15 protein-coding genes are annotated in these 15,395 nt (G+C 62.0%); 8 read left to right on the top strand and 7 right to left on the bottom strand.

The features are described 5' to 3' along the window. Positions 1-11: 11 nt before the first annotated feature. Entirely contained in the window at positions 12-713 is a 702-nt protein-coding gene (locus tag MMAR10_RS14640; RefSeq protein ID WP_011644765.1) for a hypothetical protein, read from the bottom strand. 128 nt (positions 714-841) lie between these two features. Further along, positions 842-4,159, bottom strand: coding sequence for an autotransporter domain-containing protein (locus MMAR10_RS14635; RefSeq protein ID WP_011644764.1), 3,318 nt, complete (start codon positions 4,157-4,159; stop codon positions 842-844). Between the two features lie 271 nt (positions 4,160-4,430). On the opposite strand from MMAR10_RS14635, the gene MMAR10_RS14630 reads away from it, so the two are divergent. Then, positions 4,431-5,930 carry a CoA-acylating methylmalonate-semialdehyde dehydrogenase gene (locus MMAR10_RS14630; protein WP_011644763.1) on the top strand — a complete coding sequence of 500 codons (1,500 nt, stop codon included), beginning with the start codon at positions 4,431-4,433 and terminating at the stop codon, positions 5,928-5,930. A 76-nt stretch (positions 5,931-6,006) separates the two neighbouring features. Here MMAR10_RS14630 and MMAR10_RS14625 read toward each other — a convergent pair whose 3' ends face one another. Continuing rightward, the gene (locus MMAR10_RS14625; protein ID WP_011644762.1) at positions 6,007-6,384 is read right to left on the bottom strand and encodes a hypothetical protein; all 378 of its coding nucleotides are present in this window, start codon (positions 6,382-6,384) and stop codon (positions 6,007-6,009) included. 262 nt (positions 6,385-6,646) lie between these two features. On the opposite strand from MMAR10_RS14625, the gene MMAR10_RS14620 reads away from it, so the two are divergent. Next, the gene (locus MMAR10_RS14620) at positions 6,647-7,789 is read left to right on the top strand and encodes an iron-containing alcohol dehydrogenase (protein WP_011644761.1); all 1,143 of its coding nucleotides are present in this window, start codon (positions 6,647-6,649) and stop codon (positions 7,787-7,789) included. Continuing rightward, on the top strand, positions 7,786-8,214 hold the full coding sequence (locus tag MMAR10_RS14615; protein ID WP_011644760.1) for an acyl-CoA thioesterase: 429 nt from the start codon (positions 7,786-7,788) through the stop codon (positions 8,212-8,214). Before MMAR10_RS14620 ends, MMAR10_RS14615 begins: the two co-directional genes overlap by 4 nt. Before the next feature lie 37 nt (positions 8,215-8,251). Here MMAR10_RS14615 and MMAR10_RS14610 read toward each other — a convergent pair whose 3' ends face one another. After that, entirely contained in the window at positions 8,252-8,716 is a 465-nt protein-coding gene (locus MMAR10_RS14610) for a nuclear transport factor 2 family protein (protein ID WP_011644759.1), read from the bottom strand. A gap of 183 nt (positions 8,717-8,899) precedes the next feature. On the opposite strand from MMAR10_RS14610, the gene zapE reads away from it, so the two are divergent. Both zapE and MMAR10_RS14600 read left to right on the top strand, forming a co-directional pair. Next, positions 8,900-10,045, top strand: coding sequence for a cell division protein ZapE (gene zapE / locus MMAR10_RS14605; protein WP_011644758.1), 1,146 nt, complete (start codon positions 8,900-8,902; stop codon positions 10,043-10,045). A 17-nt stretch (positions 10,046-10,062) separates the two neighbouring features. Then, entirely contained in the window at positions 10,063-10,740 is a 678-nt protein-coding gene (locus MMAR10_RS14600; protein WP_011644757.1) for an O-methyltransferase, read from the top strand. Here MMAR10_RS14600 and MMAR10_RS14595 read toward each other — a convergent pair whose 3' ends face one another. Continuing rightward, positions 10,741-11,220, bottom strand: a complete 480-nt coding sequence (locus MMAR10_RS14595; RefSeq protein WP_011644756.1) for a DUF6265 family protein — start codon at positions 11,218-11,220, stop codon at positions 10,741-10,743. A 77-nt stretch (positions 11,221-11,297) separates the two neighbouring features. On the opposite strand from MMAR10_RS14595, the gene MMAR10_RS14590 reads away from it, so the two are divergent. Next, a complete protein-coding gene (locus MMAR10_RS14590; protein WP_011644755.1) occupies positions 11,298-12,092 on the top strand; it encodes a helix-turn-helix domain-containing protein in 795 nt (264 codons plus the stop codon). Positions 12,093-12,270: 178 nt separating this feature from the next. Continuing rightward, complete coding sequence (gene mdh / locus MMAR10_RS14585; protein WP_011644754.1) at positions 12,271-13,233, top strand: malate dehydrogenase; 963 nt, start codon at positions 12,271-12,273, stop codon at positions 13,231-13,233. A gap of 119 nt (positions 13,234-13,352) precedes the next feature. On the opposite strand, the gene MMAR10_RS14580 is transcribed toward mdh, so the two are convergent. Continuing rightward, a complete protein-coding gene (locus MMAR10_RS14580; protein WP_011644753.1) occupies positions 13,353-13,868 on the bottom strand; it encodes a TspO/MBR family protein in 516 nt (171 codons plus the stop codon). 204 nt (positions 13,869-14,072) lie between these two features. Here MMAR10_RS14580 and MMAR10_RS14575 point away from each other — a divergent pair, with 204 nt between their 5' ends. Beyond that, complete coding sequence (locus MMAR10_RS14575; RefSeq protein ID WP_011644752.1) at positions 14,073-14,615, top strand: GNAT family N-acetyltransferase; 543 nt, start codon at positions 14,073-14,075, stop codon at positions 14,613-14,615. On the opposite strand, the gene MMAR10_RS14570 is transcribed toward MMAR10_RS14575, so the two are convergent. After that, positions 14,612-15,352 (bottom strand): LytTR family DNA-binding domain-containing protein, encoded by a 741-nt coding sequence (locus MMAR10_RS14570; protein ID WP_011644751.1) that lies wholly within the window; start codon positions 15,350-15,352, stop codon positions 14,612-14,614. The two genes, MMAR10_RS14575 and MMAR10_RS14570, sit on opposite strands and share 4 nt — an antisense overlap. Between the last annotated feature and the right edge of the window lie 43 nt (positions 15,353-15,395).

Below are 15,395 nucleotides of genomic sequence, written 5' to 3'. Positions count from 1 at the left end.
CTTTCCGCGGATCAGTCCCCGCCAGGTCCGCGACCACCACCACCCTGGCCATCACCTCGACCGCCGCCCTGTCCGCCGCCGCGACGTCTGCGTTGCGTACCGTCACCACGACCACTGCCACGAGCGCTGCGGATATAGGGTGCACATTCCGGTGTGACATTGCCCCGCACCAAGGGCGTCGGTGTGAAGGCATCGGCCCGACCCGCGGCGTCCAGCCGTCCGGCATCGTCCAGCCGGGCTTCAATGTCGGCTTCGATCTGATTATCCAGTCGATCGAGTCCGTAGGCGCGTTCACGGGTATTGCGGCGATAGACTGCGGCCCAATAGGCAGCTTCGCGCAGGGCCTGGTCTGTGTCGATTTCGGCATAGGCGCCTGCAAGTTCGGCTTGGGCAGACGGCCAGCCCGCATTGCCGGCGGCTGTTAGTCGCTCGAATCCTTCAATTCGCATGTCGTCGCGCAGAATGTCCGGCGTGGTTTCCGCTTGCGACATTTCCATTGCGCTGTGGCCAGCCAGAAACTGGGCGATCTCAAAACCCTCTCCCTGTTCGGCGATGCAGCGCAGGATCGGCAGGGCTTCGGCATACCGACCCTGATCGACAAGGCGGGCGGCGCTGTCGAAACCGGAGGCCGGGCGTTCCTCCTGGTCGCGCGGTCCACCCGCGCAGCCGGCCAGGAAAACAAGGGCGCCTAGTCCTGTCAGCGTTCGCAACATGGGATCTCCTGGGTTTGGTGATTGATGGTTGAACGTGGCCCGCCCGCCAATCCGTCGTTCTGTCAGCAGTGACGAAAACACCCGGCCTTTCAGGGCCGGGTGTTTCCTGGTCAGCGGGTCTGATTGGATCAGAACGGCAGGGAAAAACCAATGCTGGTAACGGCCTGGTTGATATAGTTCCGACTGATCTCGCGCTGGTGGTTGAACGAGAACACCGCGCCGTTGGACAATGTCTTTTCAAACCCGATGGCCGTTTCGAACCACATATGGTCGAGTGTGAGCGCACCCGGTGCAGCGAATGCCACTGACGGGGCATTGGTGAAACTTGCCGAGTACACGCCGTCGCCATCACCGAGGTCCTGGGCAGCCCCGAGATAGACGTGAGGCTCGACACCGAAAGCGTTCCAGCTACCCGTCGCACCAACCCGAGCCAGAAGGCTGCTGACCGACCGGCTGCCGACCGTCAGGCTGGCCGCACCACCGGTGCTGGTGGCCGCATCAAAGCTGAAGTCGGTGTATTCAAGGCTGGCGGTCGGCTCGATCCGGAGTGGTTGGTCGGTCCAGCCCCGATAGGTGACTTCGGCACCGCCGCCAGTGGCGTCGCCATCCTGCTGCAGGCGCGAGGTGCTGCCGGTGGCCAGGCGACGCTGACCGTCACTTTCCAGGCTTGAATGGCTGACATAACCGGCCAGCGTCCAGTTTTCTGTCTGATACCCGGCGAAAGCACTGAATTGCGTGGTCGAAACATCGGTGGCGACGTAACCCACGCTGGACGGCGCACCGCCGTCTGACTGGGCCAGGCCGATCGCGGCGCCGGCTGACCAGCCACTGTCGCTGAAACCTTCAATGCCCATAAGTGTGAAGCCGCCGTCGATGTCGAAGCGACCGGCGCCAGCGATGAGGCCCGCATCACCCTGGATCAGGCCGATCTGTCCGAAGGCGCGCCAGCCGGCATCAGGCCGTGAGCCGGACTCCGCTGCGGGCTGCCGGAACAGTGACTTGGCACCGCTCAGATTGACGGAGCTGGCCATGCCATTGGCATGCAGTTCGGCACTGGCCAGGACATCCGCCATGGCACCGGCCTGTGTGAACCGGCCACCAATCTCACCGCGCAGAGCCGCGCTGAGTGCATTGACCTGAGCGCGTGCGGACCGATCGAACATCACGGTCTCATACGGCGAGAAGCTGTCGAACGCGGCGGTCAGATAGCCGTCCTCGAGGAGGTCAACCAAGCCATAGATCTCGGCCAGATCATCGTAGGAAGCCGCGCGGCCGCCATCGAGCGCAGCAGCCAGATTGTACTGGAAGTAGTTGGTGAACTCGGCCTGGTCGACCAGCGGGTCGGCCTCGATCGCAAAAGATACAACGCCATTGGCCTGGCTGAATGTCGGCCGCAGGGCGCCGGGCAGGTCATGGATATTGGTAAAGCCGTCGGCCGAGGCTCCGGCGAAGATGAAGGAACGCGTGTCGCCGTAGCGGGGCGTATAGCCATCCACCGGATTGATCATGAGCATGCCGCCGAGCGAGACCGTGCCGGAAACCGTGAACCGGTCGTTCGAGGTCGGTGACACGTCAATCGCCAGTCCACTCGCCGAGGCCAGGACAACATTGCCATTGACGGTAAGATTGCCGATCTCTCCAAGCCCGCCCGGAGCGATCAGTCCCATGATATTGGTCAGGTACGGCGTGTTGATCGTACCCGAACCGGTCAGCAGACCGGACATCAGGAGATAGTCACCCCAGCTGGACAGCGTGCCATCAACATTCATGGTGCCCGACTGGTGCATGATCTCGATCAGGCTGGTCAGATTGCCGCTGGCGGCGATATTCAGACCGGCCTGTGAGCCTGCCAAAGTCAGGCGGTCGATCTCGACAGCGCTGGACAGGCGGGTGGTGCCATCTGACAGCGTCACGTCAAAATACCGGCCGATCGAAGTGGACGTCGCGTTGATGTTGTCGGCGACGAATCCGGTTGCACCGGGTAGGCCATTGTCGAGGGTGGCGGGCGGCAGGGCGGATGCCGGGCCCGGCTCGGCGCCGGATCCTGATCCGCCGGTCACGGCGTATTCGGGATTGTCTTCCGAAACCGGCAGGCGTGTCGGCAGGGGGCCGCCATCCAGTGTTATGGTGCCCAATGAATTCGAGGTGCCGTCTGCGGCTACCGTCGCGCCGGGTGCTGCACCTTCGCCGGTGTACGGGGCGAGCACGCCGGTTTCGAGCGTCAGGCACTGGGTTGGCGCGAAACAGATCTCTCCCCAAGGATCTGACGTGTCATTGATGCCTTCGCCCGGATCGGTCGGCAATCCATTGACGATATCGCCATTGGAGTCGATCACGCGGAAGGCCGGGTCTAGCATCGTGACCCAATGATCGGGGTCCTCCCAGTCGCCGTCGGCTCCCGATGTGGACACATAGCGATAGGGATTGTTTTCGACGATCCAGTCCCAGAACAGGTAGAGCGGCTGGTAAAAACCGTTTGTTCCATAGCTGCTGAACACTTGTGGTCCGAAAAACCGGGACCCGCCGGACAGGACGCCAATCACGAGATCTTCGTCAACGCCGGCATTGCCTGCCGCATCAAGAATGAGCGGCCCTCCGGAATCGCCGCCGGCTGTCGCGCCCTCATTGGGGGCTGCATCGCCGCGGAACAGGTCGAAATCGAACGGGTTTGTCCGGGTCGGGTCGTCAAAGTCGATATGATAGAGGTTTTGCGGCAGGTCGCCGAAGGCGTTGCCGAACAGGAATATGTTTCGGTCGTCGATCGAAGCGAGTGCGCCGATATAGTTTTCGGCGGCGCGGCGACGCCAGTCGATACCGATCGAGGCGCCGGTTGTCCCACTGCCGGTGCGGCCATAGCCGACCAGATTGACGTGATAGCCTGATCCCGTTTCCTGCGTATAGCTCGTCGGGGCAGGAAGCGCCGAGAACAGGAGCGCCCAGGTCGGTATATTGCCGGCAGGCGTGTCCAGCACTGACAGCGCGACATCGCCTTCCAGGAATCCGAAACCATCCGGGCGCGCCAGGGATTCAGCATTGTAGATGACTTGCGCGACGTTGAAGACTGCAAGGTCCGGATTTGAACCGAAACTATTGTTGATCCAGTCGATGAAACCCGGCAGCGAGTTGCTGCCGAATGACCACGCAGCGGCTATGCTGTCACCGTAGTCGGACGCGGCCCGGTCATTGACGCAATGGGCAGCGAAGAGAACAGTGCGCGGATTGATAAGCGTACCCGAGCATACGAATCCGTCATTGCGGAAGAACATGCCGACCCCGGTGACATCGGTCGCGGAATCCACCAGATCTTCCGGTGTGACGGAGTCGATGGGAATCACTGTTGGCGCTTCTTCCTGCGCGAAAGCAGGCGTGGCTGCGGCGATTCCCACAATCGCGGTGCTGGCGACCAGGAGCGATTTGAGCGTCAACGGTGTCGGTGTGTGCGGCATGAATTTCCCCGTAATACCTGGCTCCGCCGACGGCCTGGACAGGCGATGGACGGGGCCCACAAAACTGCGGTGACTTTTTCGTGTTCGACGCGACTTAGCAAGGGCAATTCAATTGTAAATCGTGGTTCAGGTTCAATTCGCGGAGAGGTTTGTTTGGCGACTCGCCGCAACAGCCTCCCTTCTCGACAGCTCGAGCGTTGCATACTAAGTCAGCGGCCATAAACCGGTCCCGTTGAGGAGCGGATCCACACGAGATTTCGGGAGCGCATCCATGACACGCGATATCCACCATTTCCTCAATGGCAAGACGACCGTTGGAACGTCCGGCCAGTTCGGCGATGTCTACAACCCGAATACCGGGGCGGTTCAGGCTCGCGTCCAGTTTGCAACGACGGACGAAGTCGCGCGCGCGGTCGCAGACGCCAAGACCGCCCAGGTGAAGTGGGCGGCGATGAACCCGCAAAGGCGGGCGCGCGTTTTGATGACCTACAAGTCGCTTGTTGAAGCGGAAATGGACAGCTTGGCGGAGCTGCTGTCGTCCGAGCATGGCAAGGTTGTTGCCGATTCAAAGGGTGATCTGATCCGCGGTCTCGAAGTGATCGAATTCGCCTGCGGTGTGCCTCACCTGCTGAAGGGCGAGTACACGGAAAGCGCCGGAACCGGCATTGACGTTTACTCGATGCGGCAGCCGCTGGGGGTTGTGGCCGGTATCTCGCCGTTCAACTTCCCGGCCATGATCCCGATGTGGTTCATGGGCATGGCCCTCGCGACCGGCAATGCGATGATTTTGAAGCCGTCGGAGAAGGATCCTTCGGTTCCGGTCCGACTGGCTGAGCTCATGGTCGAGGCGGGCCTGCCCGAAGGCGTCCTGCAAATCGTCCATGGCGACAAGACTGCGGTCGACGCGCTGCTCCACAATGACGACATCAAGGCGGTGTCATTTGTCGGATCGTCCAACATCGCCCACTACATTGCCCAGACTTGCGCCCAGCAGGGCAAGCGTTTCCAGGCGATGGGTGGAGCCAAGAACCACGGCATCATCATGCCTGACGCCGATATGGACCAGGTCGTGACGGATTTCCTGGGCGCGGCTTTCGGGTCTGCCGGGGAGCGCTGCATGGCGCTCCCGGTCGCTGTGCCGGTCGGTCAGGATACGGCCGATGAGTTTGTCGGCCGCATCAAGGAAGAAGCCGCCAAATTGCGTGTTGGTATCTCGACAGATGCTGATGCCCACTACGGGCCGGTCGTGTCTGCCGCCCATCGGGCTTCGATCGAGAAGTGGATCCAGACCGGTATTGACGAGGGCGCAGACCTCCTGCTCGACGGGCGCGGATTTGAGCTTCAGGGCCATGAAAAGGGCTTCTTCATCGGGCCGACCCTGTTCGATAACGTCAAGCCCTCGATGACGGCCTATCAGGAAGAGATTTTCGGGCCGGTCCTGCAGGTCGTGCGCGCTGACAGTCTCGACGAGGCGGCCCATCTGCCGTCCGAACACCAGTATGGCAATGGTGTTGCCATCTTCACGCGAAACGGCCTGGCTGCGCGGGAGTTCGCGTCCAAGGTCCAGGTCGGTATGGTCGGCATCAATGTGCCGATCCCGGTCCCGGTCGCCTATCATTCATTCGGCGGCTGGAAACGGTCGGCCTTCACCGACACCAATCAGTATGGAACGGACGGGATCCGCTTCTTCACCAAGATCAAGACGGTCACCCAACGCTGGCCTACCGGCGATATCGGTGATCAGGCCTTTGTCATTCCGACCATGAACTGACGATATCCGACACGAATGCAAAAGGCCTCCCGGATTGCCCGGGAGGCCTTTTTGCTGGGAATTTGTGTGCCTTGTTTCAGGCGGTTTGCGCGACGGCAAGCCAGGACAGGGCTTCGTCACGATCGGTAAAGAAACGCGCCTGCTCGGGAAGCTCGTTGATTTCGTTCCTGACGGACGCCTGGTAAGTGTTATCCCAGACCTGCGGGATGATGTAGGCGGTGGGGAGAGGGCGCTCCAGCGCGTACACGAAATTCTCGATGATCTCGGCGGACAGTTTGGCCGAATTCTGACGTTCGGCATCGCGACAGTCTGCCAGTATGGCCCGCACCGCCTGATCCTGACTGAGCTCGCGGGCCCGCTCAGTTGCCCAACCGGCCTCGCGCCGGGTCGCTTGCCCGCTAGCGCGAATTTCGATGACGGACCCGCCATCTATAAGGTCCACCCTGACCGTCATACTCGACACCTACACACTTTTGTTTTTGTTGCTGTCCGAAAATAGGTTTTCCGAACGCCGTTCGCCAGTATTCGAAAATGAGCAGCTTTGTCGGAAGTGCCTGCGGCGCCTTACATTTTTGCAATTTAACCAACGCTTCTCAATCAATTCAAATGCGTACAAAATGCGCGACGACCTGCCAAAAACCATCCTCTTGCCAAAAACCAGCCGGTAGGACATGGAAAACATACCGTTAACTGTAAACCGGTGTTGATAGCCCAAAATGGCCACATTCCAGTTCCGAACCGTTCCCCATATTCACGCCGGTCGCGGTTCCGCGACCGAATTGGCAACCATAGCCGCCCCCCTCCTGGCCGGGGTCGAGCGTGTCGTCCTGGTCACTGACCGGGGCGTGCGACAGGCCGGCCTGATTGATGCCCCACTTGGCGAGCTGGAGGTTGCGGGTCTGTCTGTGCTCGTCCTGGACGAGGTGATCGCCGATCCGCCTGAAGACATGGTGTTGGCGGCGACCGCAAGGGCGCGCGATTTTGGCGCCCAATTGGTGATTGGCTTTGGCGGTGGGTCGTCACTGGATACAGCCAAGCTGGTCGCCTTGCTGCTGGGCAGTGACCAGCCCCTGTCCGACATGTATGGCGTCAACAAGGTTCGGGGTCAGAGACTGCCGCTCATCCTGATCCCGACGACCGCGGGCACCGGGTCGGAGGTCACACCGATTTCTGTCGTGACCGTCGGCGAAACGTCGAAAATGGGGGTCAATGATCCGGCCCTGTATGGCGATCTGGCTGTCCTCGATGCGGCTTTGACGCTCGGTCTGCCTCGCCATGTCACGGCGGCGACCGGGATCGACGCCATGGTGCATGCCATCGAGGCCTATACCTCGGCGATCGAGAAAAATCCGGTATCTGATGCTCTGGCCTTGGCCGGTTTGAAGAAACTGCACGGATCGATCGAACGGGCCTGCCTCGACGGGGCCGACATGGAGGCCCGCGAGGACATGCTGCTGGGCGCGCTGCTGGCTGGCCAGGCCTTTGCCAACGCCCCGGTGGGCGCCGTCCATGCGCTGGCCTACCCGCTCGGCGGGATATTCCATGTGCCGCACGGGCTCTCCAACTCGCTGATGTTGCCGCCAGTCCTTCGCTACAATGCACCCAGCGCCGAGCCGCTTTACACGCAGCTGGCAGCGCATCTCGATCTCGCCGGAGCCTCGACCGAAGCCTTGGTCACCGAAATGGAGCGCATTGCAGGCGTCGTCGGGATCGAAACTCGTCTGAGCCAGGTCGGTGTCTCCCATAATGACCTGCCAAAAATGGCCGAGGACGCCATGAAGGTGGAGCGCCTTTTGAAGAATAATCCGCGACCGATGACGCTGGAAGCCGCCCACGCTTGTTATGAGTCGGTGCTGTGATCGAGAAGCTTGGCCGCAGCGCCTATCCCCGAATCCGAGCCTTGCCGACCCGTTGGGCGGACAACGATATTTACGGCCACATCAACAATGCCGCCTATTACGGCTTTTTTGATACCGCAGTGAATTGCTTCCTGATCGAGGAGGCCGGCCTCGACATCCATGCGGGCGCGGTTATCGGCCTTGTGGTCGAAACCGGGTGCAATTATTTCGCGCCGCTTGCCTTCCCGGAAACAGTGGAAGCCGGTGTTCGGGTCGCCCGACTGGGCAATTCATCAGTCAGCTTTGAAATCGGCCTGTTCAGGCAGGGCGAAGACGATCCTGCAGCGCAGGGTCGCTTCGTCCATGTCTATGTTGACCGGGATACACGCCGGCCAGTCCCGCTGCCGGATGCCATGCGCGTGGCACTGGCTGGCATCGCAGGTTGAGTCTTGCCGGCCGACAGCGGCTTGCGACCGCTTCGGACTATTCGTCCTGATGCATGAATACGGCCGAGGTTTTGGATTGGATCGTCCAGCGGCCATTGACCTGGTAGAGCACAAAGTAGTCGATGAATGTGCGGGGTTCGCCGGCCAGTTCGAATTTCACGAACGCCATCTGGTCACCCACTATGTCGAGGCTCAGGATCCGGCCGTCATTTGGACTGGCAAGTGGCCCATCGGCCCGGGCGGCGAAATCCGCCAGTGACATGGCCACAACTGAGTCGCCGTCGTCAGTCCGGCGCACATACGCGAACTGTCCGTTGTCCAGGTTGAATGCGCGACCCAATTGCTCGGGGTCGCCCGCCTGACGTCCCCAGAAATAGTCCGAAATCACGGCGCGGATCTCGGACTCCGCGTCAGTGAACGTCGAGCCGTCATCTATGGATTGTGCGGCGGCACCGGCTGAGGAGAGGAGCAGACAAGCACAAAGCAATCGGAGAAAATTCATGGTGTTATCCTGTTGGCCCCAACCAGCGATTGGGACTTTGCCGCTGCCAGTTCCATATGGCCATCCCGGACACATCGCTGCCCGGTTCAATTTTCTGTGTTTCCGCGCCCGCTCCTCCCAAACGCAGCTTGTCCGCCCCGGCACCATTGACCTCGCCGCCCGCAACGCCGAAGCCTTGGCGACATGACGACGCCACTTTCAGTCCTGCGCCAGCGCATTGAAGCCGGTACCCTGAATGCAGATGCCGAGCAGGAGCGGGCGGCTGCCGCGCTGACGGATCTGTCAGCACGGCTCGCGGCATGGCGACCGGACCGCAAGAAGTTGTTCGGCAAGCCGGACCCGGCGCCGACCGGGCTCTATCTGTGGGGCGGTGTCGGCCGGGGCAAGTCCATGTTGATGGATCTGTTTGTCGACCAGGCGCCGGTCTCTCCCAAGCGCCGGGCTCACTTCCATGAATTCATGCAGGACGTTCATCGACGGATGACGGCCTGGCGGAAACTGTCCGATGCGGAGCGGCGAAAGCGACCGGAATATGTGCGCGGTGCGGGCGACGATCCGATTCCGCCGGTGGCGAAGGCCATTGCCGGGCAGGCCCGCCTGCTCGCTTTCGACGAGTTTCAGGTCACCGACATCGCTGATGCTTCGATCCTGGGGCGTCTGTTCGAGCAATTCCTCAAGCGGGGCGTGGTCCTCGTAGCGACCTCGAACCGTCATCCCGACGATCTCTACAAGAACGGGCTGAACCGCCAGCGCTTCCTGCCTGTGATCGAGCTGCTCAAGCAAAGCCTGCAGGTCATGGAACTGGATGGCGGCACCGATTTCCGCCTCCGTCAGCTCGAAGCGGCGCCGGTCTTCTATTCGCCCCTGTCCGCGGATGCCGAGCTGGCCATGGACAAAGCCTGGGAGCGCCTGACCTCCGGCGCTGTGCCGCAACACTGTGCGCTCGATGTCGATGGCCGGGCGCTGCAGGTCGATCGCGAGGCTGCCGGGGTGGCCCGGTTCACATTCTCCGAATTATGCGCCCGCCCCTTGGGCGCCGCGGACTATCTGGCCATAGCCGAGCGTTTCCATACAGTGCTGCTGGAATACGTTCCGAAGCTGTCACCGGACAAGCGGAATGAGGCAAAGCGTTTCGTCACCCTGATTGACGCCCTCTATGAGGCGCGGGCGAAGCTGGTCATGAGCGCGGACGCGCAACCTGTTGATCTCTATCCGGCCGGTGACGGGGCGTTCGAGTTCGAACGGACGGCCTCCCGCCTGATGGAAATGCGGACGCATGAATACCTCGCCGCCGAGCGGCGCGACCAGCCGGCCAGCCGGCAGGCCTGAGCCATGGAGGAGAGACGATGTCACGATCAATCGGCCTGAATGCCAATGTGACGGCCTATGTGCGCGGCGCGAACCGCGCCGAGCCATCGGTTCTGGAGCGTTGCCGCCTTGAAACGGATGCGATGGGCGATATCGCCCGCATGCAGATCTCGCCCGAGCAGGGCGCTTTCCTGCAGATGTGCGCCCGTCTGGTGTCCGCGAAGACAGCGGTGGAGGTCGGTGTGTTCACCGGCTACTCCGCCCTCGCGACCATGCTGGCGATGCGCGACATGCATGGACCGGAGGCGCGACTGTTCGGCTGCGACATTTCCGAGCCCTACACAGACAAGGCGCGTGGGTATTGGGACGAGGCGGGTATTGCCGACCAGATTGATCTGCGGCTGGGCGATGCGCGGGACACCCTCACGAATCTCGTGAGTGAGATCGGCGGCACGGTCGACATGGTTTTCATTGATGCCGACAAGACCGGATATGATGACTACTACGAAGCGGGTCTCAAGCTGGTCCGGTCGGGCGGACTGATCCTGTTCGACAATGTGCTGTGGAGCGGCAGCGTGGCCGATCCGGCCAAGCGGGCGACCGACCCTGACGCCGAGGCCCTGGCTGTGCTGGCGGCCAAGGTGCGGGATGATGATCGGGTCGACATGGCGTTCACGACATTGGGCGACGGTATCCTGATGGCGATGCGGCGTTGATCAGTCTCCGACGCGCTCCCAGCTGAACACCATGGCTTGTTCGCCTGACAGGTCAGCGATCGTGGCGGTCAATGAGCGCCCGTCGCGCCTGTATTCGATGATTTGCGGGAAGTCGTTGTCCGGATTTTCAAAGCGGGCAGAGCTGGCGGACAGGGTGGTCAGATCGAAACAGGTCGCCGGCCGACCACCCGGCTGGGCGCAATAGCGGCTTCCGGTCGGGGTGCGTTCGATCCGCAGAAACTCGAAGGCAACCGCCTGACCGCCGACTTGTGTTCGGTTGAGGCCAAGCAGGAGACCACCGGCATCGTCGGTCCAGATCTCCTCAATCACAGGGTCGTCGCCACCACTCTTCCAGTGACCGGCGAGCCAATCGAGATCGCCATCATCCGCGGCGGCGGCAGATCCTGCAATGCCGACAAGGCAGGGCACGATCAAAGTGCGGATGAGCGATGCTTGGCGGGTCTGAGGTCTGGTGATCATGATGGGTCTCCGGCTTGGTGCCGCATTATTGACAGGGTCGGAACACGGCGTCTTGAATGATCCGGACAGGGGGCGAAATGGACGAGGTTGAATACCACGTCGAACCGGTGACGGGCGGTATGGCCGATCTCGTCTCCGAGGTGTGGCACTTGCGTCATGGCGGTGACGAGTCGCCGCAGATGATAGCACCGGACGGGTGTTGTGAAATCATCCTGCATCGCGGGACACCACCACTCGAGAGGTCGGGTGACGGCTGGGTGCGTCAGTCCGATGCCTTTCTCTATGGCCCCCTCAATCGGGCACTCACGTTAGGACTATCGGGGCCGATGGATGTGCTGGGAATCCGTCTCCACCCGTGGGCGGTCGGCGGGCTGGGGCGCGACCCTTCCGTCTGGCGCAACCGGTCCGTCGCGCTTGACACCATCATCGGCCCGGGACCGTCAGAAAGATTGCTGGCATTGGCGCGCCAGGCAGCAAGCCCGGCCGATTTTCTGACCATCTCCACACCGCTTCTGGATGATTGTCTCAGGCTGTGTGAGCTCCCTGATGATGTCGTCGACCTCGTCTCGTCGTTGAGGGGAGGCGACGCCGTTTCGATCCGGCAACTGGTGACCCGCACGGGGCTTGGCGAACGAACCATCCGAAGACGGTTCGAGCGGTCATGCGGTCTGCCCGCTGGCGACCTGGTCGGCATTTTCCGTTTTCATCGGGCCCGGGAGGCCATCAAGGCGGGTAGACCGTTGAGCGAAGTCGCCGACCTTGCCGGCTATGCCGACCAGGCTCACATGACCCGGGATTTTCGGCGCTTCGCCGGGATCACGCCGGTCCCCGCGCGCAAGCCGGCCGCGTTCGACGTCCTGTATCAGCGCTGACCGGCCATGTTGGAGGCGTGCGGGCACTTGCCCATTGCCCGGTGTTCTGGCGGCACGAATTCTACCGCCTCAAGGGTCCGCGTGACGCCTGCGTCGATATCGCCGTCTTGCCGAACCTGTCGCGCAGCGCTAGACCGCTGCCCAACCGCATGAATATCCCCACAAGAGGAACTCCCCCATGGCCCGTAACAAGATTGCGCTCATCGGATCCGGAATGATCGGTGGCACCCTGGCTCACATCGCAGCCCGTGAAGAACTGGGCGATGTCGTCCTGTTCGACATTGCCGAAGGCGTTGCCAAGGGCAAGGCGCTGGACATCGCCGAAGCCAGCCCGGTTTTTGGCAAGGACTCCAAGCTCGCTGGCGCCGACGACTATGCCGCGATCGCCGGGGCCGATGTCTGCATCGTCACCGCCGGTGTGCCGCGCAAGCCGGGCATGAGCCGCGATGATCTGCTGGGCATCAATCTGAAAGTCATGAAGGCGGTCGGCGAAGGCATCGCCAAGCACGCGCCGGACGCTTTCGTGATCTGCATCACCAACCCGCTCGACGCGATGGTCTGGGCGCTGCGTGAATTCTCCGGCCTGCCGCACAACAAGGTTGTTGGCATGGCGGGCGTGCTCGACAGCGCACGTTTCCGTCACTTCCTCGCCGACGAGTTCGAAGTCTCGGTCGAAGACGTCACGGCCTTCGTGATGGGCGGCCATGGTGACACCATGGTTCCGCTGCTGCGCTATTCCACGATTGCCGGCATTCCGGTCCCTGACATGGTCAAGATGGGCTGGTCCACCGACGAGAAGATGGACGCCATCATCGACCGCACCCGCAAGGGCGGTGGCGAGATCGTGGCCCTTCTGGGCACGGGCTCGGCCTTCTATGCGCCGGCTGAAAGCGCCATCGACATGGCTGTGTCCTATCTGCGCGACAAGAAGCGCATCCTGCCTTGCGCCGCTTACCTCTCCGGACAGTTCGGCCAGGACGACCTCTATGTCGGCGTCCCTGTCGTGATCGGCGCTGGTGGTGTCGAGAAAATCGTCGAGATCGAGCTCAATGCCGACGAACAGACCATGTTCAACAATTCGGTCGACTCCGTGAAGGGCCTCGTTTCCGCCTGTAAGGGTCTCGATCCGTCGCTCGGCTGATGCGTGACGGGCAGTTTGACGTGAAACGCCGACCCGACCGGGTCGGCGTTTTCATGTCTGGAGCCAGCTTCCCAGGGCTATCATGATGGGTTGCGCACCCATCGCCAGGACCTCTCGGCTCAGAGCCCGCCCGCAAACGTGCCGGGCGCGTTCAGGCGCATCAATTCGAAGCCGAGGACCAGCAGCAAGGTGAGCCAGCCGAAGGGCACCCACAATAGCACGCCGGCGGGCGATGATGCGCGTCCGACAATGCCGGTCGCGAACAGCGCATAGACCCACATGGCCATGGCAGCAAGGAAACCCAGTGCCGGGTCACGTGAGCCGAAGAAGACGCAGATCTGCATGGCCATTCCCGCCAGCAGAAGGGCAATGAGCAGTGTGCAGAGCAGGCGCATGCCGTCCCGGCCGCTGCGCTGGGCAATCCACAATGCGATGATGATGAATATGGGAATGAACAGGCCGATGATGTTCATCAGCGCAAAACTGGGCGCCCAGTTCGGCGCGTCCAGTGTCCGGGCCCATTCCATCGCCCCGGTCGCATGGAGCCAGCCCGACAGGCCGCCTGCCAGCGAGGCAGCGCCAATCAGGTAAACCAGCAGGGTAATGACACCTGGACCGTGCCGTTTCTCGGCCATGGACTACAGTACTCACTCTGAACAACTTCAACCGCACACGGTGCAAGATTTGATCCAATCCGCGATCCCGTCACGCACCCGGTCTATTGGTGATCCTAGCGGGCCGGGGTGACGGCGTGCAGGTGCAGGCAGTCATAAGGAATGCGTGAATACCGTCCCGGCGAATTCACTTGACCGGGCGCGCGTCAATGCGTGCACTGGGGCATGACCCAGTGCACGCTTGAAACCGACCGTCTCATTTTGCGCCAACCGGACCTGTCCGACTTCGAACCGCTCTGCGAGCTGATGGCGGACGAGGAAACCACTCGTTTTATTGGCGATGTCCAGGAACCGGCTTTGGTGTGGCGGGGCCTGTGTGGAATCGTCGGTCATTGGGCGCTGCGCGGATACGGGTTCTTCTCCGTGATCGAGAAGGACAGTGGTCGCTGGCTCGGACGGGTCGGGCCCTGGTTTCCCCATGGCTGGCTGCAACCCGAAATCGGTTGGTCGCTCAATCGGTCAACCTGGCGCAAGGGCTTTGCGACCGAAGCGGCGGCTGCGTGCATGGACCACGCCGTCGACACGCTGGGCTGGCCGGATGTGGTCCATCTCATCCATGCCGACAACACGCCGAGCCAGGGTGTCGCCCGGAAAATCGGATCGGGTGATCTGGGCGAGGATATCGAAGTGCCCGGTTTCGGAATGGTCGTCGACATTTGGGGGCAGAGCGCCGACGAATGGCGGGTAAACCGCAAGGCGTTCCGCTAATACCAGCCTGCCTCGCGCAGCTTCGGCGCGTAGGTCCGGCTGACCGGGGCCGTCAGCGTGTCTGTCAGGACCAGCCTTGCCCGTCCGTCACCACGCTCCGCTGTTTGGACCGCCTCCCGCGCCACCCACCAGGACCGGTGCGTTCGGGCACCATCCAGAACTTCCACCGCGGCGATCGCATCGCTCAGGCGCATCAGGATGAGCGCGTCGCCTCGATCCGTATGGACGCGCAGATAATGGTCTTCTGCCTCGAGCGCGAGCAGACGGGCGCGCCGTAATCGTGGTGGCAGCTTGTCGGTCAATGCGCGAGCAGGGCGGGCATCCGAAGTCGGGTCACCGGATTGGCTTCGCCGATCAGCGAGAATCGAGATCGTGACCACGCCGGCTGAAATCACCCAGACCAGAAAGAAGACAATCGGTGCAACCGATATCGGGAAGGGCTGACCAATCAGTGCCTGGATGAGCGTGACGCCGATAAAGACCGGCAGGCTGACCAGTATCGACAGGGCGAGCCCGGTCGCGGCGCGCGGCCAGTCCGGCAGATATCGCTCGAACAGCCAGGAGAAGAGGTTTCCGGATACCCAGCCCAGCGCCATCAGGCCGGTCCAGTAGAACCAGACACCCGGAACGCCGAACTGATGGGAGTTGTAGGGCCCCAGAATCGACAGGAAGCTTCCCAGCGCAAGGATGGCGGCGACACTCGGGAGCAGGGATTGTAGCCGTTCGCGTGTCATCATCACCGTCATTCACGAAGCGCGAATGAACACCTAGCGCAATTCG

This window comes from Maricaulis maris MCS10 (genome assembly GCF_000014745.1).
GTDB lineage: Bacteria > Pseudomonadota > Alphaproteobacteria > Caulobacterales > Maricaulaceae > Maricaulis > Maricaulis maris_A.
Note: the sequence above shows the minus strand (reverse complement) of the source record. Positions and strands in the feature narration are given on the sequence as shown.